We start from the raw sequence: 18800 nt of genomic DNA, 5'->3' as shown, positions 1-18800 counted from the left end.
ATGTTTAGTGGGGATTTCAATCTCGAAGAGATCAAGGAGCTGCTGCACCGTTATTCGCAATTCGGTCCGCTGCCCGGCATTTTACTGCCTTTTCTCGAAGCGCTTCTTCCCGTCCTGCCGCTGGTCGTCTTCGTCGTCGCCAACGCGGCCGCTTACGGCATGTGGCTCGGCTTTCTGTACTCCTGGATCGGGGTGACCCTCGGAGCCTTGCTCGTCTTCTCTCTTGCGCGGCGATTCGGCAATCGCTACGGAGCCCGGATTCGCGCGAGATTCCCGAAGTCGGAGAAGTTCTTCGCGTACATCGAGCGCAAGGGCTTTACTCCGATTTTCATTCTGGCCTGCTTCCCTTTCTCGCCGTCCGCCCTCGTGAATATCGCTTCCGGCATGTCGCGGATTCCGTTCCACACGTTCATGACCGCCATCGGCTTGGGCAAAGCCGTTATGATCTTCATCCTGAGCTTCCTCGGACACGACTTGCAGGCGATGGCGGACGATCCGTGGCGCATCGTGCTGGCTATCTCCATCATCGGGCTGATGTGGCTCGGAGGGCGCAAGCTCGAGGGCCGATATCAGTAGGAGCGCTGAAGCATAAGCCCCTCCCTCTCGTGGAATCCTAAGCGGGCATTCGAACGCCAAAGGAGGGAATGGTCATGTCCGGCAAACAGCCTTCCGACAAGCAGAAAGCGGCCAGCAAGGCCCAGTCGGTAGCGGATCGGACCGGAACGGGCAAGGAAGCGGCCGAGCGGCTGCAATCCGAAGCCGACAGAGCCGCCGTTCCGAAACACGGATTGTGAGGGGGAGCGCGAGATGAGCGAATCCAAAAGAATGGAACCGATGTCCGGAGAAAAAGTCGAAGTGGACGGCGTGTACGAGAACGAGGCCGGACAAGCCCAGAAGCTGAAACGGGGAGACGTCTTTCCCGCCGATGTCATTCTCGGGGAGACGGAATGGACGCTGACCGAATTCGCCTTCGATAACCATCACGAAGGCCGGACGGACCCTCGTCTCGTCCCCAAGGAGAACGATACCGACAAGCTCGGCAAGATCGATCACCCCCGCCGGCAGATGGCTTCGGGGAAGAAGTAAACCGAACGCCAGACCGGCTTGAGGCTCAATCCGGTCTGGCGTTTCGCCTAGCTATTCGTTCAAACGGGAGAACAGCGAGCTCTCTCGTTCCTCGGCTTCCACATCGGTTCCGGACTCGCGCTGAAGCCACTGCTCCATCAGCTTATCGAGTCTCCGCAGCCGTTCTTCGTAGTTGTACACCGCCCCCATAATGACGAGCATCCGGGAACGGGCTGCCTGATCCTGCTCTATCTGCTCGTCGATCAGCTCGCTCAGCAGAATCGAGGCTTCGGGCGGCGGCGCGGCCGAAGAAGCCCCGGGTTTCATTTTCCCGTCCCACTTCCACAGCAGCTGCTCGTGATAGGCGCACAGCGCTTCGATCTCCCGATCGATGAGCCGGTTCCACGACTTCGGCGTGGACACGGTCCAGTACTGCTCCTCCACCGCCTCAATCAGCGCATAGCCCCGCTCCAGGGCGAAGAGCATTCCTTTGTACACGACGAGCAGGCGGGCTCGCTTCAGCCGCGGCTGCTTCCTCCATACCCGCTCTTCCGCGAACATGTCGTAGTAATCTTCCAGCTTGCGGATTTTCATCCGCAGCTCGCTCTGCTCCTTCCGGTACACGCTCTCCTTCAGCTCGTTGGAGATGACCGTGCGCAGCAGTCGGGACAGCAAAGCCTGCGCATCCTCGACCTGCTTCACCAACCGCGTCCGGTGACGGGGCGGTGCGACGGCAACGTTCACCGCGAAGGCGGAGACCATCCCGGTCAGAATGGCCGCCAGCCGATCCCATGCGATCATCCAGCCTTGACCGTGCGCTTCCATAATGACGACGACGGTGACGAGCGTCAGCGCGATCGTGTCCTCGGCCTTCAAGCGAATGCAGATCAGGATAACGCCGATGCAGACGAGTCCGACGAGAATCGGCGTATTGCCGATCAGCCAGACGGCGCCGATCGCGATGATCGCGCCGAGCACGTTGCTCTGCACCTGGTCCAGCATCTGCGTCCACGAGCGGTAAATCGAAGGCTGAATCGTGAAGATCGAAGCGATAGCCGCGATAAGCGGGGATTCGAGACCGATCAGTTGGCCGATCCACAGCGCGATGGCGACCGCAAGGCCGGTCTTCAGCACGCGGGCTCCGATCGTCATGCTTGCGCGCCTCCTTGCTCAGCGGCTGCGAGCAGTTCGATGTCGGTTTCCGCGACCTCGCGGCCGTTCACGACGAGCGCCATCCGGTGCGCGCCCGGATAGTGCCGACGGGTGGACAGGTCCGCGAACGAGAAGCCTCTTCCTCCCTGAACCCGCGTCTCTCCCGGAACGCTCTTCTCGCTGAGCTTAAACAGCTTGCGATACAGCTTGCCGTTCGAGCGCGGAAAATAGACGGCCAGCTCGATCCTCAGCTTCGCTTCCTCCCCGGCGGAGGTTCGCAGCCCGTAGCGGAACTCCACCGATTCTCCGATCGAAAGCTTGGCCGGATGCACTTCCCATTCCAGCACCTCGATGCCTTCCTGCGGAGCAAGGCCGAACAGCGCCATCGCCTCGGGATGGGCGGCTCTCAGCAGGCCGCGGCAGGCATGGCGAACGATCCAATCCGTTCCTTCCCCCGAGCCGCCCTGCCAAGCTTTCGCAATATCGAGCACCAGTTGCGGGTGGTCCTTGGAGATGTCGTTCAGGTTGTTCGCCACGCTGCGTCTGACGTATTCCGACGGGTCCGCCTTCAGCCGCTCCAGAATCGGCATAATCGGCGAAGGGTCGCGCTTCAGCGCGCCGAGCGCCTCTCCCCAGGGCAGGCGGGGGCGGCAGCCTTCGCTGGCCAATCTGCGCACGTGCTCGTCGGAACTCCCGCTCCACTCCAGCATCTGCGCCATCATTCGATCCTGATCGAGCTTGATGAACGGACGCACGGCGAACTCGGAGCTGGAGCCGGAGGTGAATTTCTCCAAAGCCCGCACCGACCGCTCCCAATCGCCCAGCCCGTACTTCTCGACGAAGTCGGGGAAGAACAAATACGGAAAGCCGCGGCACTCGTCCGAGATCGCCTCCAGCATGTCCAGCGCCTGGCCGTAATCGGCGGGAAGCGTCTGACGCAGACTCTCCGTAATTCTGCGCATTCTCTGCTTAAGCTCCAGCTCCTCCCATCCCTCTCCGAGTACGAGATTGAGGAAGCGGTCGACTTCGAATTTTGCGTACGCTTGCTTCACTGTATCTCCGAACGCCTTCAAGAACTGGGCGTTATACATGGCCTTAAGCGGCTCCGGCATAATGAACTCCTCCAGCTAAATAAATCCATTATAGCATGTCCGCCCGGCGAATAAATTCCACCTCACGGACAGGCTTCCCGATCCCCCGGCGTCCCCTTATAATGGAGGAATGATCAGCCAACTTCAGAGAGGATTGGGCAACTTGATTCTGTTCGTCGTCAACGAAACTTCCGGCAACGGCCGCAGTCTCTCCGTATGGAGACGGTTAGAAGCCGAACTTGTCCGGCTCGGTGCCGCCTACGACCGCATCTCGACTTCATCTGCCGAGCAGGCCCGCATTCTCGTTCGCGAACGCATCGATCGCGGCGATTTGAAAGCGGTTGCCGTAGTCGGCGGCGACGGCACCCTGCACGGTCTGCTCCCCTTGCTTGCAGGTTCCGGCCTTCCGCTTGGCCTCATCCCGTCCGGATCGGGCAACGATACGGCCCGCGCTCTCGGCATTCCCGGGAACCCTCTTCGCGCCCTCGAGCTCATTGTGGCGGGACATACGCGAAAGATAGATTTATTGGAGACTTTCGAGGAGAACGGGCAACCCCAGCATACGCTGACCGCCGTCGCCATCGGTCTCGACGCTGCGGTAGCGGCGGACGTCAACGGCTCTTCGTACAAGAAATGGTGCAATCGAATCGGCGTCGGCTCTATCGCTTATGTAATCGGCCTGCTGCGCATCCTCGGCAAGTTCAAGCCCCGAACCGTGAAGGTCACGATCGACGGGAAGGCTCGCCGTTTTGATAGATGCTGGCTGTCCGCCGTCACCAACGTTCCTACTTACGGAGGCGGATTGCGAATAAGCCCGTCCGCCCAACCGGACGACGGGCTCCTTCACGTATGCGTCGTGCACGGGTGCAGCGTTGTTCGTTTCCTCACGATTTTCCCGACCGTTCTCTTCGGCAAGCACGTTCGTTGGACTCGTTATGTAACTTTGCTATCGGGAAGCGCTGCGGAGATAGAAACCGAGATCGCGATGCTCGCCTTCGGAGACGGAGAGCCTGCCGGACACACTCCGCTCCGGGCAGAGATTCGCCCCGGTCAGCTGGACTTCTTGATCTCGGCTTCCGGGTAGCGAAAGGGCAGCATGATCTCGAACAGCGTGCCCTTGCCGAGCTCGCTCTTGACGTCGATCTTGCCCTGATGGTTGTCTACGATCTTGTAGCTGACCATCAGTCCGAGTCCCGTCCCCTTCTCCTTCGTCGTATAGAAAGGCTGTCCCATTTTCGCCAGTTGATCTTCCCCGATGCCCGGCCCCTCGTCGCGAATGCGAACGAACACCCCGTCATGCTCGCGCGACAGCTTGATTCCGATCGCCCCCCCGTCGCTCATCGCTTCGATCGCGTTCTTGATAACGTTGATGAACACCTGCTTGACCTGATTTTCCACCCCGTAGATCCAGAGCGGCTCCGTGCCGTATTCCGCTTCGATCGCGATATTGTGAAGGATCGCCTGCGTCTCCAGCAGCGTCACCGTATCGCGCATCATTACGCGCAAGTCCTGGTAGGTCAGCTCGTACACCTGCGGCTTCGAGAGCATCAGCAGCTCGCTGACGATGTCTTCGATGCGGTCGAGCTCGGCATTCATAATGTCGTAGTAGCTGTTATTGTTTCTTCTTCCGGAGACGATCAGCTGCAGGAAGCCCTTAAGCGAGGTGAGCGGGTTGCGGATTTCATGAGCGATGCCCGCCGCCAATTGGCCCGCCACGTACAGCTTCTCCGAGTTGATCAGCAGTTCCTCGTTCTTCTTCCGCTCGGAAATGTCGCGAATGATAATCTGAATGGCCGGCTCGTTGTCCAGCGTCGTCATCGTCTCCACGATCTCGGTATGCAGCACTTTCCCTTTTAACGTAAACCATTCCTGCTCGATCGGCTTGCTGCTGCCCACGAATACCAGGTTGTGAAGTCTCTCCTTGATCGTGTTGTGGTCCTTGGCGGGCAGGAAAGAGTAGATCGACTTGCCCAGAAGGTCGCTCTCGCTCTCCGCCTCGAACATCCTCAAGCCGGCGGCGTTGACGAAGCCCCAGCGGCTGCCCTTCAGAATCGCGATCGTATCGAGGGAGTTCTCTACCAGCAGCCTGTAACGCTCGTCCATCTGGTTCAACCGCTTGTCTATGTACCAGGTAATGAGAGTGGAGACGAGAATGAGCAACGCGCCCAACCCGAGAATCAGCGCCAGCAGATTGATGTCCTGAGTAAGCTTGTCCGACGTGCTGTAGATGCCCGCCGAATATTCGACTCTGAGCGCCTGCGTGCCTAACAGTTGCAGCCAGACGACCAGCGTCCCGAGCAATACGCTCGCCATGAACTTCCGGAACTTGAACGTCGATTCCGCCAGCATGAACGCCAGCAGCGTACCGAAAAACAGCATCAGCAAAGACAGGAACAGCTTGCCCGGCTGGACTTCCAGACGCTCGATCTTCGGGCCGAACACGCTGAAGTAGTTCATGATGGCGACGCCGAAGGCGAGTATCGAGCTGCCGTATACCAAGCGATACCTCAGTACACCCTGGAAGGTCAGCATCACGAAAGCCATCAACGAGAAGAAAATAATGAACATCAGCGCAACCGGCATCACCCATGTGAATATGATCGGCTCATGATTGCCCAGCAGAGCCACGAAGTGTTTCGCCCACAATCCCAATCCGAATACGAATGCTCCTCCGGCCAGCCAGAACTGGCGGAATGTGCCGTTTGAACGTTTGAGATTGCTAATGAAGTTGAACATGGTATAAGATGCGAGTATGCTAATTAACAGTGCCAGCAGCAGAAAAAAAGGGGGCCATGAGGCTACGGTACCGTTCATCTCTTATCCCTCGCATAATCTGACTTCAGTTGCTTTTGTTTTATAGCATTCGACAAGTGCCAGCAAATTCCTTTTCTGATAAAGTCTAAAATTGGAGGTTTCGGTATGTTTAAGTCATTTTTCAGCGAATTTAAGACTTTCGCCATGCGGGGCAATGTCGTGGATCTCGCAATCGGAGTCATAATCGGGGCGGCCTTCGGCAAAATCGTCACCTCGCTCGTCAACGACGTCGTGATGCCCCCGATCGGCAAGCTTCTGGGCAACGTGAACTTTAAGGATTTGTACGTTCCGTTGGCCGATACGACCGCGAAATCCCTGGAGGAAGCTCAGGCTGCCGGGGTTCCCGTCATCGCTTACGGGCAATTCATCAACATCCTGATCGACTTCATGCTGGTCGCCTTGTGCGTGTTCCTGCTCGTAAAGGTAATCAACAGACTCAGCCGTAAAAAAGAGGAGGAAGCCCCGGTACCGGTCGAACCGACGACGCGCGAGTGTCCGTATTGCCTGTCCGACATTCCGAAGGCCGCTTCCCGCTGCTCCCACTGCACATCCGAAGTAACGCCGGTCGGACAAGCTTCCCCGGCCAACGGGTAACCGCCGTTGACCGAGCTCTTCGACATCTACGATGACAACGACGTCTGGATCGGCACGGCCGAGCGCAAAGAAGCGCACCGGCTAGGCTTCTGGCACCATACGGTCCATTGCTGGCTCGTTCGCCGGGAAGAACGGGAGGGCCGTACGGTCGCCATAGTGCTGTTCCAGCAGCGTTCCGCGAATAAAGATACGGGAGCCGGCTGCTTCGACATTACGGCGGCCGGACATCTGGCAGCCGGCGAAACGCCGGAAGCGATCGTTCGCGAGTTGCGGGAGGAGCTTGGCGTCGAGGTGAGCTTCGAGGCGCTGCGCGAGTACGGGATCGTTCGCGAGCAAGGTGAAGGAGTGGTCGGAGGCGAGGCTTACGTCGACAATGAAGTCAGCCGGGTCTACGGCCTGGAAGTGTCGATGCAGGTGACGGACTTCCGGCTGCAAGAGGAAGAAGTCGCCGGCCTCTACGAGGCGGACGCGGACGAGCTGATCGAGCTGATTGAAGGGCGGCGGGAGCTTGTCCGCGCAAGGGGTGCGGCCCTTCGCGAGGGCAAGCTGCAGGCCGCGGAAGTCGAGGTCGCCTGCAGCTCTTTCGTAGAGCGGGACTTGAGCTACTACGTCTCCGTATTTAAGTTTCTGCAAGGGCTCGTGGGGCGATGAAGCGGATGAGAAGGTTACTGTCGTCGGGAGCGGAACTAAACTAAATGCAGTCTGGAGCCTCGGGTGGAATCGTCTGGCTGACCGAACGGCTTAAGCCGAATCGGCTGCCAGCCGATCCGCCCGTTCTTTATTTTCCCTTCCATCCAATCTCCCTGAGTCGGGTGCCGGAACAGCACTTCGAGCTTGCCGTCGCCGTCCGCATCCCAGATGCGAAACAGACGTCCGTCGTTCATCGGCCCGAACTTGCGGCTGTCCCCGATCGCTGTCCATTCCACCCTCATCTCGTGGGAAGGATCGTTTCCGACGGCGCTTTGTTCGCTCAGCTTGCCCAACCACCAATCTCCGAACAACGAATTGTACAGCAGAATCTCGTCTCCGTCTCCTTCGAACGAGCCATACCAATACCCTCCGTCCGGGCGGAAGCGGCCAAGCCCCTCCCAGTTGCGGTACCAACGGTCGATCATATTGTGGATGTTATAAAATTCCGTGTGCCTCGGCGCGTAATCGAAGTCATTCAGCTCCGGCTCTCCGAGCAGCCTGGCCGACTCCTGATGGATACAGGCGTGAAGGTTCGACGATTCGATGAATCGCCCAAACTCGTCGGCGCTCGCGAACGACTCCGGCCGGAATAGAATTCTCGCCTCGGCCGCCTGATTGTAGCAGGGTGTCCTTCGGATCGCTTCGGGAACGGAAACCCAGGCCTCGATCAGATTCGGATCGAATCCGTTCTGGCGATACCAAGCCTGCGCGCGGTCGATGAAATCGCGGTGAAACTGCAAAAACTCCAGCCCGTAGCCGGGCGGCGGGTTGTTGATGTTGACGTTGTGCCGGGCATGATGCCAATTCTTGTGCTCGTCGAGCAGGCTCTGCGGAAAATTCGGAATGCGCGACATCGGGTCAGCCCCCTCCAAAGATATGCCGCCTGCGCGGTCTGCGGGCAGTATAATTGCCTATAGCATATGCAGAGGGAGCTCGGGTGGGTACTGGTGCCTAATTGGCGATGTGCGGGACAGGGACGGATTGTCCTCCGACCGCATAGCTATGCGGAACTCGACGGGATTTATCAGCGACTCCACATCCGTGCGAATATCACGTTTACCCCGTCTTAATGTCGACCGAGTTATCCGCGCCGCTCCAGGTCACTTTCGCCGTATCGTGGACTGCGATCAAATCTCTCACCGGCACATATCCGACGTTGCCGACTAATAGAGTCGGGAGCGGCTTACCGTTTGCCGTGACAGTTTTATTCGTGAAGCCGATTTTGAGCTGGAGTGCTTCGCCCACCGTTCTTGCGGGTACCCAAGTCTGGCCGGAGATTAGGCTTCCCTCGGCAAGCGGTTTACCGTTAAGCCGGACGGGAATCGTCAGCGGCTCCCGTTGCGGAGGATTCGCCGGTTCTGGACGAGCTGCCTGTTCGTCGTACGGAGTCAGACGATTGCTCTGGATAAGAGCGATGATTTTCGAGCCGTATTGCGGATCGGTCGCGTAACCGCTCAGACGCAGGGCTTCCGCCTGAATCTCGGGAGTAGGCGCCTTCCTGACGCGTTCGTAGCGGGGAAGCTGAAGCAGCAGATCCTGATCCTTATAGAAATCGTAGATGCTGTCGTACGCGCGGAACAGCGCCGTCGTATCCACCCTCGCCCCGTTCTCGACCTCCCACGTTCCCTTGCGCACGTACTGGCCTTTCCAGTAAGCGTTCGTTTGGCCGCTGCCGACCTTAATCCCTCCGAGATTGTTCCAAGGATGCAGCACTCCCCCTGTTTCCAACAGATTTTGGGCCAACCTGACAGAAGGGAACAGAGGGGAGCCCTCTCTTCTAACCCGAATCGCTATCGGAGCCAATGTGGCGATAAACTCCGCCCTGCTGAGCTTGACCATCGGATCTCTCCTCCCTCTTTTTCGTAAAATGATAGACGCCCGACGCCGTCAATCCGATTACGGAGATCGTCGTGAGCGTCTGCTGAACTTGCTGCGGTACGAGTATAAAGACGGTCGCGATGAGCAGGCTGACGAGGTGGTAGTAGCGGCTCGGCACGCGAAACTCCTTCGCGACGCCTACATATGCGGCGACTATAGGAGCAAGAAGCGCCACCTCATCGGTCATCGAAATCAGTTTGTCCATAGTGTATTCAACCTCCTTGCAGGTTGGTCACGGCCGCAATCACGGTGGCGACGATTGCCCCGACCAGCGTACGCCACAGCCAACGCTGGTTGTCGGCAATCTCGTCTATCCGCAGATGCGCCGACTTCGTCAACTGTAGCGCTTCATGCGCCGTATCTCTCGCCGCCTCCGCCGTCTCGCGGACATCGGTCAACGCATCGATCTTCGTTTCCAACCTGACGACGCGCTCCCGAATCTCCGAGAGCACGCGCGCTTCTTCGCTGGACATGTGGCGACACCTCCTGGGATTTAACTTCTACTACCCGCTCATTCGAACTCCAGAGCCTCATTCAGAATAACCTCTACTTCCGCACGCTTGGACTCCGGTACGTCTTCTATCGTTTTGATTCCTTTGCGAATCAGGTTGGCGTAGATTTGTGCCATGGTTTCATCTCCTTATTGGGGGGACAGGTCTTACGCCCTAAACCTCGTAAATCGACAATCCTATCGCTTTCCGCCCGAAAACACGCTCATCAATCTCTGCAACCCAGGCATCGCCCCCGAGTTCGTCTCCACCAGCGACTCGTAAATTTCCGTCAATCCCAACATCACCTCTACGCTCTCCACCTCTAGCTGAGCAATTCTCTGCTCAGGCGACAATGGCACAGGGGCATTTCTGATCTCGTCGATCTCTTCCTGTGACATGCCTTCGATCCATTCGGAGTTAGAAAAGTCCCATCGGGGTATGAACAACCCTTCCGGGACTTTCTCGGCGATGATATATCCGGTTATGATTTCTTTTGGTTCTTCTTCGACTTCTGCGGGCAGCAGCTCGCGGATTTCCGTTATGCCCATCTGCGAGAGTGGGACGATGACCGGTTCGACATAGTAGCCTTCCAGGTCTACTTTTATGGCTTCTTTCATTTGGATTCTCTCCTTATTGTTCAGCGCGGAATGAAAAGGATAGTGGTATGACAGCCGTAACACCCGACATAAAAAACACCGTACCGGAAACCGCGCTGATCCTCAGCGATATCGACACGCCGTTGTACGAAGAAGAATAGTAGAGTGAATACGCTGGCCGATATCCATTGGGGAGAACAAAAAGCTGAGTTGATGCGTTCGTAACCCCTCCGGCGATAGTACCCCTAATCCGAACAACGCCGCTATCGTCTTTGTAGTATCCGGCAGGTTCTTCATCAACTGCATTCACCCAACCACTCATTAACGTCGGCGCAATCCATTGCGGCTGCTGTTTCTGTGCCTTAACATTCTGCATCACCGACAATTGCGTTTTAGTTTCCGTCAATCCACGCGCCAAACTGTCCACCGACTCCCGGATGTTAGGAGCATACTCGGCGCTGATCGTCTGCGGGGCGATGCCGAGCGCATAAGTGTCGAGGGCCCGGTAGGTGACGGAATAGGTGGCGGATGGGTCGTATAACGACTCAGGTGTTTCAGCGTAAGCCGGTCCCAATACAGCACTTGATTGGGTAAGGAATTTCCAGCGATCAATTACTTGATTTCTGTAGACACTAAGCATTCTAGTCGGTCTAAATTTAATCGGGAAATTCGAACTTCCGTTTATCCAGTATACTTTTGAAACCGCATTGTACGACGCTCTGGCTGCTTCCCGCACTACAATCCCCGTCTCGACCTCGACCTGGTTGTCGCCCTCATGCAACATCAAGGAGCCTTCGTAGGAGACTGGCTTGTCCACGCTTTGGGCGAGTTGGTACATGAGGCGGTAGGGCAAAAACGTTGCATTTCCTTGGGCATAGTAAGTCGGAACATTGTCCTTTACGGTAGTGCCTCCCATTATTGGAATCCAACCCTTAGTACCTGAACCTGTATAGGGATTAGAAGCGCTCCCTGTATCCCAAGCATACATCTTCCACCCATTAAAATAAGCCTTAATCTCATCTACAGTAGGTGTGTAGGTTTCTCCCCAGCCGCTGTCTGTGTCGGCGATGGAAATATAGGCATAGCCGTCTGAAGAAATTGCTTGTGTATCAGCGGAAGGTGCAGGTTGTCCATCGGCAACATATGCAATTATCTTCCCGTCATACTTTACTGACACGCCAGTATTGGGAATCGCTGACGTTACAGGGACTCTAACACGTTTATAACCGGTGTAATCCGTCCAAGCTCCCCAAGACATCGTTCCATCCAACACCATCTCCCTGAACCGCCTCGTCACCCTCGGTTTGCCTTGTCCATCCGTATACAGCCGATCTCCTACGCTGCCGTCTACATTGGAGCGTAGGTTGCAGTCTGGTAGATAGAGAAAGGATGGTTTCTGCGGCTCGAACGGGAGAGCTTCGGAGCCGATGTTGAGCATTGGGTTGGTGAAGGTGAAGGTTCCTGCATTGAATGTACCGTTCGGGTAAGTGTTATTTGCATTAAAACGTAAATATACAACCCCTGTGGGAGCTGTAATAGTAACGGTTCCTCCTGCATTTACATCTGTCGCTGTCTGAACGGCAGTTTTATTCGCGTCCAAATAACCAATGCGATAATAACCATTTCCTGACCCAGCGGAAAATGTGTAAGACTGACCACTTACAGCCGGAATATCGTATAAACTATTTAGTTCAGAAGAACTTGTCGCACCTGATAATGTAAAACTATACGCATCCGTAACAACCGCATTCGCATGAAGCGTCCACTCCGAAAACGGCGGAAGCAGATTCATCCCCTTATTCTCGATATAGACGGCATTTACGTGCTTCATGTCATCTACGTAGGGGTATTTGGCTGCAATGTACACTTGAGCCTCGGCGGTCGTCAGTCCGTCGATGTACGTCTTTTCGGCGGCTGTGATCTCGTAAAGGCGCATCGCGTCCACATATGCGTACTGCCCTGCTAGAGTGGTGCTATCCGCGTATGCGTACATACGGAAAGCTGTCATGCCTGTCAAGTCAGAAGGTAAGATAGTCGCATAGGATTCTAGGAACTGCGTTGTGCTTTTAATTCTATTTCCCGTCTTGTTCAAAGAAGCTCCCACCGCTTGCGCAACTAGGTACGCTCCGTTTGCCACTGTTCCGTTCTTAAAACATGCGACGGCTAGGTAGTATTTGGTCGGATTCGGTAACGCGAATTTACCGGATTCGGTGGAAAGATACGCAGACATAGCACCATTTGCATTCGACGTGTATTTAACGCTATTACTGCCGACAAGATAGTTCACAACATCCAGTGTAGACGTCGCATTTGCGGATTGGTAAAGTACGCCAAGGCTCTCCATGTTGCCGAGTTTCCCCAACAAATTAACAAGCGTCTGTCCTTGCATTGTCGGATGTAGAATCGCCGGAACTTCGCCACCCTGGACGATCTGGGCACCCTGCTTTAGCGTCAACTGATTGGAAGGCTTGGCCGCCAAATGATCGTATAGTTCCGAGATTGCGCCAACTGCATTCTTTTCCTCCGTAGGCAATTCACCCATAGGTCCAAGCGCCTGATCAATGATGTCCATATTTTCGTTCAAAGTGTTAATACTGACAAATTCGCTCTCTAGCGGTTTCTTCAAACCGATATTGGAAGTCAGTTCCGCCATTAGCTCCAGCTCCTTGTCATCACTTCACCCCAGGTGAAGGTATTAAGTTCTCCCCACGTCTTCTGCTTCAGTTCGCTCCATTGCGTGTAGGTGAAAGAATATTCGACAGCGAGGTGCGCCGGTTTGATTTCTTCGATGACAGCTTTAAGGTCGTCCAGGTTGGGAGGAATGCCCCGCGTATCTACAAACTTCACCGTGAACGTATAGGCTTCCGGCTGAAGAGTCACATCGACCGTTCCGCCGTCATAGGCCTCGGCCACCGACTTAATCAGGTTGACCGTGACCGTACCGATGCCACGCATCTTGGACAGAATGACGCTCCGTCTTTGCCCGATGGGCTTCGTGGTGTCGACTGTAATGCCCAGCTCGTTTTCCCAATGCTCCAACCCCCAAGTCGCCGTCGAGACAAAATATTGTTCAAGCGTGCCATCGAGCGCCTGCCATAGCGCGTCCAACTCTTTACCCTGAGCCTCCATATTGGCGCTCATGACTCTCGAAGTCGCGTAATAGTCCGGGAGAAAGGACATCATCTCCTTCCCCCGGACGCTTGTCATCGCATAGCTATTCATTCAAGCTCACCGCCCCGATTACCGCGACCTCGCCAAGCGATAAATCGATATTGTCCACGCCGCCGTTCACTTTCAGATTTTCGTAATCGACGATTCGCGGAATATCCAGCAGGATCGCCGAAATTCGGTTGTAACGAACGAGCGAATCGACAAAAGCGAGCTGCTCCAAATAGTCGGCCAGGCCCGCTTCGAAATCTTCCCGAGCCTGCTCCAAAGTCGATCCGCTGGCCAACGTCAACTTGGCTTCAATGTTAAGCGGCACTTCGACCGCCGCCTCGACCGTTACTGCAGCTCCGATCGGAGCTTTGCCTTCTCCCTGGCCGGCAACGGGGGAAATATGCTGCTGCACTGCGTCCACGATCGTCTGGCCGGGGGCTCTCTTATTATCGTCCAGCACATAGATTCTGACCGTTCCCGGCCCTTCCCATAGTGGTTCGACCTGAACCCGGCTTACTCCCGGCGTCTCCAATGCCCATTGCTGGTAGTCCGCCCGGTTGCCGCTCGTGCCCGGCTGACGTACCTTCAAAAGATACCGCGCGAGCAGAGATTCATCGGACTCTTCGTCCGCTCCCCCGGTAATCGCAGCCGTATTCGTAATTCCCGTTACGCCCGCGATCGGCTGGACGAGCAAGCTGACCGCGCCAATCGGAACGTTGCCGCGACTGCCCGGTTCGACCGCCCGGATCGGAATGACCGCCTTGCCTTGGCTGTCCAAAACGGCCGCCTCCGTCGTTTCGTACTCGATCGACGAAGTCACCGTCATCTCATCGGCCGGAGTCGCCACCCTGGACCCGAGCGGAACGGCCGCTCCCGCGTTCCCCGTCATGACAACGGCCCCGGCGGCCTCAACGGCCGGTCTCGGCAACACGCCGTGCTCCTCGCACCGCATTCTCAAATACGGACCGAACGTCGTCCTCGCAAAGCCCCGATCCAGCACTTCGCGCGCCCATTCGGAGGCCCGGTACAACTGATAAGCCGCAGGGGACAGAGAGTCCCAAATATACGAACCTTCCGACTTATCGAGGTCAGCCGGCACACGCTCGAGCATCCTCGACATAATGGTCTCTTCCGTCTGATCCTGCAAAAATTCCGGTATCGCCGCCATTACACATTCACCGCCATTCCTTGAATTTCCGCCATTTCATCGTGGACGTTGGAGACCACGCAGCTGAAACGGCAGCTCTCTCCGGACCACTCGTAAGTAAAATCGTCAACGCTCGCGGTACGGGGATCGCTCATCAGCGTCTCGGTCGCGATTCTTTGGATCTCCATCTCGATCGCGGAACGAGGCAGCCCGGAACGAATCAAATCTTCGAACTCCTGGCCGTAGTCACGAGAGTAGACGAGATGCCGATACCGCTCGGTCAGGAGCGCTTTCTTGCACCATTCGATCCATGCATCCTTGCCTTCGCTGACGGCGACCTTGCCGGTCGGCGTCGTTACAAATTCACCCGCTTCGAAGTCGAAGCGCCAGCTCCGTCCGAAGAACACGCCGGGTTCCGCCAATTCCTCCGGCTCCTCCGCCGGCAGTTCCGTCGGAAACAAATTAGCCATTCGAGTTCACCACCTTGCAGACGATGACGGCATCCTTGCCGCCGTTCACCGGAACGGCCAGCACGCGGTCTCCAGGCTTGATCCCGGCAGACCAATTCAGCCGCACCTCGCCTATTTTCGTCTCGTCAAAATCAAAACACGTCCGCTGAGAAGAAGCGCCGCCCCCCGTCGCGTTACCTTCTTCATCTACCGGAGCGGTCATCGTGCCGATCAGGGAGAAAGCGGGCAGTTCCAGCTCCGCCACCCAGTCGGCAACGTAATAGTCCGGAATCTCGTATTTGAAGGAATCCAGCTTAACGCCCGATCCCGTAATCGTACCCAGCTCCGAAGGCACTCCAGATAACGACTTGGCCGCAATGCCGGAAAATCGGCTCTCCAGTGTCGCGACCAAGCTTTTGAACGGATCAGCCACCGAAATCCCTCCTGACTTTGCCTTCCGCGGCCAACTCAAGCTCCATACGTCCCGGAGAACCGAGCTGATGACGCACCTTCGTAACAAGCAGCTCCCATTCGTCCAGGCGCACCCGGTCCCCAGCCCGAATCGTATTGATGTCCAGCGCCGTGAGCGACACGGTTTCCTGCATACCAAGCAGCGTCTTGGCCGCCACTTTCTTCGCCTGTTCCACCGTTTCAACCTTGTTGTCCATGATCAGCTTTTGCAGCGTGCCATACTTCTCGGTATCCTTTTTCTCCAGAACGAGGGTCTTGGACACCCAATTCTCGCTTTCCTGCGGACCGATCACCTTAACCTGCGTAATCGCACCTTCTAGCGTCCGGTTTTGGGTCATCTCCTCGATCGCAGTCAGCTCCCAGACGATCGGATTGCTGCCGATTTCGACCAGTTCAAGCCCACGCTCGGTCATCCTCGTCCGGTACATCGCGCCGCCTTTGTCTACCGTCTCCTTCAAATCCTCCACAATCATCGATAGAATCGTCTGCGTGCGCTTGATGTTTTTGGCGAGTTTGATGCGGGTATCGGCAATGTTGCCCACCGGAATGCCCCATTCCTTGGCATACTGCTTAATCCGTTCAGTCGCGGTCTGCCCTGCTGGCATCAGCCGTTCATCGTCAGACTTGGCGAGATAGATCGTCTTCTCGTAAGCCGTGACGCTGAGATGCTTGCGGCCCAGGTTCGAGCTGTGACACTCCCATACGACGCCTGGATTCAGCAAAACTACCTTTTTCGTGCTTCCGAAGGGAATGCCGGAGACGCGAATTTCTTGACCTGGAGAAATAATAGGCATGTCCGGAGTCACGACCAACTTCATATTGGCGCAGTAGGCGATCTCATCGAGCGATTCCTCCAGGGACAACTCCTCGATCAACTGGGTCAGATCGTACTGATTGGCGTATATAACCTCGTAGCTCATGGCATCACCAGCTTTTGTCCGGGTCTGATCAGATTCGGGTCGCGCCCGATCACTTTCGAATTGGCCTTGTAGATGTCAGGCCACTTCGAGCTGCTTCCCAGTTCCCTCTTGGCGATCGCCGTCAGCGTATCGCCCGGCTTGACCGTGTAGACTTTGGGTACAGGCTTCGTATCGGGTCTATCCGTTGCCTTATGCGCCTTGCCGACTTTAATTCCCCGATAAGTGCGGAAGGTAATGTCGAAATAGATGTCGTCGCTTTCCCCACCCTTTAAGGTCGAGTCATGAGCAGACACATAGGCAAGCGTATTGATAATCGTCCCCGTAATAAGCAACCGGATCGGCTGCCTTTTCATCAGAAAAGCGGTCAATTGGTTCATCGCGGTTTGGGGCTCGGGAATATCCGCGACGCGGCAGTACCTCGGATCGTACACTTTAGGAAAAAAAGAGGAGAAGGCGATCTCCTTGACCCTCTCCCCTTGAATGAGATCGATTTCGCCAAGCGACAAAATCGATGCAGTCTCGTACTGCTTCTCCCGCCGGATAAGAACTTCTTCGGGATTGACCGGAAAATGAAAATTTTTCTTCGTAGCGGGGTCCCTAATGATAAAGTCCAACCGGGATCACCTTCTCTCGTTTCGTTCTGCTGCTCAGGTTCTGTTCTCCATCGCGCGCCTTATGGCGTCCGCGACTTTGCTGCCGATAATGGCAGACAGCTCTTCATAATTCAAATCCATGCCCTGAACCGTAAGTTGAACGGCTCCGACCGGCAGGTTCACGTTAAGAGGACCAGGAGAAGCGGAAGACGGGCCTCCGATAGACGGAGGAACAGGCATCAGATGCGGCTTGGCCGCCTGCTCCGGAGCAGGCAATGCCACCGGATCTTCTTCCTTCTTCTTCTTTTTGCCCCATGAGAACAAACCGGATATTTTTTTGCCGAACTCTCCAACCGACTTGCCGACGTTTCCGATGTTTTCGGCGAGCGCGCTGCCGCCAAGTCCTCCGATCGCTCCGCCGACCAGCCCTCCGATTGCGGTGCCGACTCCGGGAATAACGGACCCGATGGCTGCGCCCGCAGCCGCGCCTGCAGCTGCGCCGGCCCAGCCTCCGGCCGCGCTTCGGACCGCTTTATTCCGTTCTTCGCCCGGCTTTGCGCTAAGGATGTCCACCGCATCGGTAATGAAGCCGAGCGGCTTAATCGCCTTTCCTGCCAACTTTGTTGCCTTGCCGAGGCTGGCTCCGGCCTTCCCTCCGAAAAATCCACGGGCTCCCTCGGTCATTTTACCGAGAAGTCCTTTAGGTTTAGACGGGCTGGACGCAGTGGGGAGCTTGCCTCCGGCAGGCTTCCCTGTCCGCGATCCGCCTCCTGGCCGATCCCGGTCCGGAAGCGGCATATTTTTGCGCGTATCTTTGACCGGGCGTTGACGGCCCCCTCTTTTATCCGGACAAGGAGGACAAGGGAGATTGAGTTTCCCTCCTTTTCCTCCTCGCCCTCCTCCTGAAGAGCGCGGCTTGTCCTTGCCCGGCGGACACTTGCCCTTTCCAGGACCTGATGCTTTTCCTTTGTCTTTCCCTGGAGGGCAATTGCTTTTCCCCAAGTTCGGATGACAGCGTTGGTCCTTTCCGGGAGGGCATTTATTTTTTCCCTTTCCGGAGCCTTTGTCCTTGCAAGGAGGGCAATTTTTGCCCGTATCGCTTTTTCCTTTAACGATGCGTTTCACGAACACCGTAAGCGATGCCCTTAACCGCAAAATAGCCATGAGTCTGAGACTTGCCGACAGCTTGGCCTTCAGAGTCGCGACGGCCTTCAATGCCGCACTGATATCCGCCTTGACCTTGATCTCCAATACCGGTTTGAAGGCGGCCTCCAATTCGGCGGATAGTTTCGCTGCTGCCTCCAGCTTCATAACAGGAACGATCGTGACCCGACGAATTTGCCCGGTTAGCCGGTTCAGCAGCCGGTTAATTTTCTCGATCTGGGGAGTTACACGATCGTTCAAGCGAGCCATCGGATGCACCCGCATGCGGCCAAGCTTGTCTACTCGTCTATGGATCCTCTCCAGGTACTTGTCTACAGACTTGAATACCTGTTCCGTTCTGGCGACGCCATTGGCATTGATAATAATCTCAATCTGTTCGCCTGCCATCCCATCACCCTCCTTCCTTCGCCGACCTCGCTCTCTCCGCTTCCCACTCGAGCTCCATGCTGGCCATCAGGAACAGCTGCTCGCCGCGGGGAAGGTTCCAGAACTGTCCGGGGCGCAGGTGGTGACGTACCCACAGAGC

Annotated in this window: 23 protein-coding genes; 6 read left to right on the top strand and 17 right to left on the bottom strand. The window is 56.3% G+C overall.

Translation table 11 applies throughout. The features are described from left to right. The 3 genes from ACESLM_RS18215 (at position 1) to ACESLM_RS18205 (ending at position 1086) form a co-directional block, all read left to right on the top strand. Positions 1 to 576: a TVP38/TMEM64 family protein gene (locus ACESLM_RS18215; RefSeq protein ID WP_372632996.1), complete on the top strand. Its 576-nt coding sequence runs from the start codon at positions 1 to 3 to the stop codon at positions 574 to 576. A 74-nt stretch (positions 577 to 650) separates the two neighbouring features. Next, positions 651 to 794: a hypothetical protein gene (locus ACESLM_RS18210; RefSeq protein WP_372632995.1), complete on the top strand. Its 144-nt coding sequence runs from the start codon at positions 651 to 653 to the stop codon at positions 792 to 794. A gap of 13 nt (positions 795 to 807) precedes the next feature. After that, positions 808 to 1086, top strand: coding sequence for a calponin homology domain-containing protein (locus ACESLM_RS18205; protein ID WP_372632994.1), 279 nt, complete (start codon positions 808 to 810; stop codon positions 1084 to 1086). A 51-nt stretch (positions 1087 to 1137) separates the two neighbouring features. Here the strand turns inward: ACESLM_RS18205 and ACESLM_RS18200 are convergent, their stop codons facing one another. Together ACESLM_RS18200 and ACESLM_RS18195 are read right to left on the bottom strand one after the other, a co-directional pair. Further along, a complete protein-coding gene (locus tag ACESLM_RS18200) occupies positions 1138 to 2217 on the bottom strand; it encodes an FUSC family protein (RefSeq protein WP_372632993.1) in 1080 nt (359 codons plus the stop codon). Beyond that, a complete protein-coding gene (locus tag ACESLM_RS18195; RefSeq protein ID WP_372632992.1) occupies positions 2214 to 3329 on the bottom strand; it encodes a DNA alkylation repair protein in 1116 nt (371 codons plus the stop codon). The genes ACESLM_RS18200 and ACESLM_RS18195 overlap by 4 nt, the downstream gene beginning before the upstream one ends. 109 nt (positions 3330 to 3438) lie before the next feature. Between ACESLM_RS18195 and ACESLM_RS18190 the strand changes: the two genes are divergently transcribed. Further along, positions 3439 to 4392, top strand: coding sequence for a diacylglycerol/lipid kinase family protein (locus ACESLM_RS18190; RefSeq protein ID WP_372632991.1), 954 nt, complete (start codon positions 3439 to 3441; stop codon positions 4390 to 4392). On the opposite strand, the gene ACESLM_RS18185 is transcribed toward ACESLM_RS18190, so the two are convergent. Beyond that, positions 4359 to 6122, bottom strand: coding sequence for an ATP-binding protein (locus tag ACESLM_RS18185; RefSeq protein ID WP_372632990.1), 1764 nt, complete (start codon positions 6120 to 6122; stop codon positions 4359 to 4361). The two genes, ACESLM_RS18190 and ACESLM_RS18185, sit on opposite strands and share 34 nt — an antisense overlap. Before the next feature lie 105 nt (positions 6123 to 6227). Here ACESLM_RS18185 and mscL point away from each other — a divergent pair, with 105 nt between their 5' ends. Further along, a complete protein-coding gene (gene mscL, locus ACESLM_RS18180; protein WP_372632989.1) occupies positions 6228 to 6716 on the top strand; it encodes a large conductance mechanosensitive channel protein MscL in 489 nt (162 codons plus the stop codon). A gap of 6 nt (positions 6717 to 6722) precedes the next feature. After that, complete coding sequence (locus ACESLM_RS18175) at positions 6723 to 7367, top strand: NUDIX hydrolase (RefSeq protein ID WP_372632988.1); 645 nt, start codon at positions 6723 to 6725, stop codon at positions 7365 to 7367. Between the two features lie 35 nt (positions 7368 to 7402). On the opposite strand, the gene ACESLM_RS18170 is transcribed toward ACESLM_RS18175, so the two are convergent. The 14 genes from ACESLM_RS18170 to ACESLM_RS18105 all read right to left on the bottom strand — a co-directional run bounded on the left by ACESLM_RS18170 (position 7403) and on the right by ACESLM_RS18105 (position 17728). Next, on the bottom strand, positions 7403 to 8260 hold the full coding sequence (locus ACESLM_RS18170) for a hypothetical protein (RefSeq protein ID WP_372632987.1): 858 nt from the start codon (positions 8258 to 8260) through the stop codon (positions 7403 to 7405). A gap of 202 nt (positions 8261 to 8462) precedes the next feature. Continuing rightward, the gene (locus ACESLM_RS18165; RefSeq protein WP_372632986.1) at positions 8463 to 9245 is read right to left on the bottom strand and encodes a glucosaminidase domain-containing protein; all 783 of its coding nucleotides are present in this window, start codon (positions 9243 to 9245) and stop codon (positions 8463 to 8465) included. After that, positions 9184 to 9489: a hypothetical protein gene (locus tag ACESLM_RS18160; protein ID WP_372632985.1), complete on the bottom strand. Its 306-nt coding sequence runs from the start codon at positions 9487 to 9489 to the stop codon at positions 9184 to 9186. The genes ACESLM_RS18165 and ACESLM_RS18160 overlap by 62 nt, the downstream gene beginning before the upstream one ends. 7 nt (positions 9490 to 9496) lie before the next feature. Beyond that, positions 9497 to 9757: a hemolysin XhlA family protein gene (locus tag ACESLM_RS18155; RefSeq protein WP_372632984.1), complete on the bottom strand. Its 261-nt coding sequence runs from the start codon at positions 9755 to 9757 to the stop codon at positions 9497 to 9499. Between the two features lie 38 nt (positions 9758 to 9795). Next, entirely contained in the window at positions 9796 to 9912 is a 117-nt protein-coding gene (locus ACESLM_RS18150) for a CD1375 family protein (RefSeq protein WP_372632983.1), read from the bottom strand. Between the two features lie 60 nt (positions 9913 to 9972). After that, the gene (locus tag ACESLM_RS18145) at positions 9973 to 10392 is read right to left on the bottom strand and encodes a hypothetical protein (protein WP_372632982.1); all 420 of its coding nucleotides are present in this window, start codon (positions 10390 to 10392) and stop codon (positions 9973 to 9975) included. Between the two features lie 13 nt (positions 10393 to 10405). Next, the gene (locus ACESLM_RS18140) at positions 10406 to 13024 is read right to left on the bottom strand and encodes a hypothetical protein (protein WP_372632981.1); all 2619 of its coding nucleotides are present in this window, start codon (positions 13022 to 13024) and stop codon (positions 10406 to 10408) included. Then, positions 13024 to 13593 (bottom strand): YmfQ family protein, encoded by a 570-nt coding sequence (locus ACESLM_RS18135; protein ID WP_372632980.1) that lies wholly within the window; start codon positions 13591 to 13593, stop codon positions 13024 to 13026. The genes ACESLM_RS18140 and ACESLM_RS18135 overlap by 1 nt, the downstream gene beginning before the upstream one ends. Then, positions 13586 to 14698 carry a baseplate J/gp47 family protein gene (locus ACESLM_RS18130; protein WP_372632979.1) on the bottom strand — a complete coding sequence of 371 codons (1113 nt, stop codon included), beginning with the start codon at positions 14696 to 14698 and terminating at the stop codon, positions 13586 to 13588. The genes ACESLM_RS18135 and ACESLM_RS18130 overlap by 8 nt, the downstream gene beginning before the upstream one ends. Further along, on the bottom strand, positions 14698 to 15147 hold the full coding sequence (locus tag ACESLM_RS18125) for a DUF2634 domain-containing protein (protein WP_372632978.1): 450 nt from the start codon (positions 15145 to 15147) through the stop codon (positions 14698 to 14700). Before ACESLM_RS18125 ends, ACESLM_RS18130 begins: the two co-directional genes overlap by 1 nt. Further along, on the bottom strand, positions 15140 to 15559 hold the full coding sequence (locus ACESLM_RS18120) for a hypothetical protein (RefSeq protein WP_372632977.1): 420 nt from the start codon (positions 15557 to 15559) through the stop codon (positions 15140 to 15142). The genes ACESLM_RS18125 and ACESLM_RS18120 overlap by 8 nt, the downstream gene beginning before the upstream one ends. Continuing rightward, a complete protein-coding gene (locus ACESLM_RS18115; RefSeq protein ID WP_372632976.1) occupies positions 15552 to 16517 on the bottom strand; it encodes an XkdQ/YqbQ family protein in 966 nt (321 codons plus the stop codon). The genes ACESLM_RS18120 and ACESLM_RS18115 overlap by 8 nt, the downstream gene beginning before the upstream one ends. Next, entirely contained in the window at positions 16514 to 17131 is a 618-nt protein-coding gene (locus ACESLM_RS18110; RefSeq protein ID WP_372632975.1) for a LysM peptidoglycan-binding domain-containing protein, read from the bottom strand. The genes ACESLM_RS18115 and ACESLM_RS18110 overlap by 4 nt, the downstream gene beginning before the upstream one ends. 33 nt (positions 17132 to 17164) lie before the next feature. Then, the gene (locus ACESLM_RS18105; RefSeq protein WP_372632974.1) at positions 17165 to 17728 is read right to left on the bottom strand and encodes a hypothetical protein; all 564 of its coding nucleotides are present in this window, start codon (positions 17726 to 17728) and stop codon (positions 17165 to 17167) included. Positions 17729 to 18800 lie beyond the last annotated feature (1072 nt).

The sequence above is a fragment of the Cohnella sp. genome, from assembly GCF_041641335.1.
Taxonomy (GTDB): Bacteria; Bacillota; Bacilli; order Paenibacillales; family Paenibacillaceae; genus Cohnella.
This window is presented reverse-complemented; position numbering and strand designations above follow the sequence as displayed.

What these genes read in the sequence shown, in the direction of transcription:
- ACESLM_RS18165 (WP_372632986.1), bottom strand. Translation starts at nt 9,245, where the DNA reads ATGGTCAAGCTCAGCAGGGCGGAGTTTATCGCCACATTGGCTCCGATA.
- ACESLM_RS18185 (WP_372632990.1), bottom strand. Translation starts at nt 6,122, where the DNA reads ATGAACGGTACCGTAGCCTCATGGCCCCCTTTTTTTCTGCTGCTGGCA.
- ACESLM_RS18155 (WP_372632984.1), bottom strand. Translation starts at nt 9,757, where the DNA reads ATGTCCAGCGAAGAAGCGCGCGTGCTCTCGGAGATTCGGGAGCGCGTC.
- ACESLM_RS18135 (WP_372632980.1), bottom strand. Translation starts at nt 13,593, where the DNA reads ATGAATAGCTATGCGATGACAAGCGTCCGGGGGAAGGAGATGATGTCC.
- ACESLM_RS18150 (WP_372632983.1), bottom strand. Translation starts at nt 9,912, where the DNA reads ATGGCACAAATCTACGCCAACCTGATTCGCAAAGGAATCAAAACGATA.
- ACESLM_RS18145 (WP_372632982.1), bottom strand. Translation starts at nt 10,392, where the DNA reads ATGAAAGAAGCCATAAAAGTAGACCTGGAAGGCTACTATGTCGAACCG.
- ACESLM_RS18140 (WP_372632981.1), bottom strand. Translation starts at nt 13,024, where the DNA reads ATGGCGGAACTGACTTCCAATATCGGTTTGAAGAAACCGCTAGAGAGC.
- ACESLM_RS18210 (WP_372632995.1), top strand. Translation starts at nt 651, where the DNA reads ATGTCCGGCAAACAGCCTTCCGACAAGCAGAAAGCGGCCAGCAAGGCC.
- ACESLM_RS18170 (WP_372632987.1), bottom strand. Translation starts at nt 8,260, where the DNA reads ATGTCGCGCATTCCGAATTTTCCGCAGAGCCTGCTCGACGAGCACAAG.
- ACESLM_RS18215 (WP_372632996.1), top strand. Translation starts at nt 1, where the DNA reads ATGTTTAGTGGGGATTTCAATCTCGAAGAGATCAAGGAGCTGCTGCAC.
- ACESLM_RS18130 (WP_372632979.1), bottom strand. Translation starts at nt 14,698, where the DNA reads ATGGCGGCGATACCGGAATTTTTGCAGGATCAGACGGAAGAGACCATT.
- ACESLM_RS18205 (WP_372632994.1), top strand. Translation starts at nt 808, where the DNA reads ATGAGCGAATCCAAAAGAATGGAACCGATGTCCGGAGAAAAAGTCGAA.
- mscL (WP_372632989.1), top strand. Translation starts at nt 6,228, where the DNA reads ATGTTTAAGTCATTTTTCAGCGAATTTAAGACTTTCGCCATGCGGGGC.
- ACESLM_RS18125 (WP_372632978.1), bottom strand. Translation starts at nt 15,147, where the DNA reads ATGGCTAATTTGTTTCCGACGGAACTGCCGGCGGAGGAGCCGGAGGAA.
- ACESLM_RS18115 (WP_372632976.1), bottom strand. Translation starts at nt 16,517, where the DNA reads ATGAGCTACGAGGTTATATACGCCAATCAGTACGATCTGACCCAGTTG.
- ACESLM_RS18160 (WP_372632985.1), bottom strand. Translation starts at nt 9,489, where the DNA reads ATGGACAAACTGATTTCGATGACCGATGAGGTGGCGCTTCTTGCTCCT.
- ACESLM_RS18195 (WP_372632992.1), bottom strand. Translation starts at nt 3,329, where the DNA reads ATGCCGGAGCCGCTTAAGGCCATGTATAACGCCCAGTTCTTGAAGGCG.
- ACESLM_RS18190 (WP_372632991.1), top strand. Translation starts at nt 3,439, where the DNA reads ATGATCAGCCAACTTCAGAGAGGATTGGGCAACTTGATTCTGTTCGTC.
- ACESLM_RS18200 (WP_372632993.1), bottom strand. Translation starts at nt 2,217, where the DNA reads ATGACGATCGGAGCCCGCGTGCTGAAGACCGGCCTTGCGGTCGCCATC.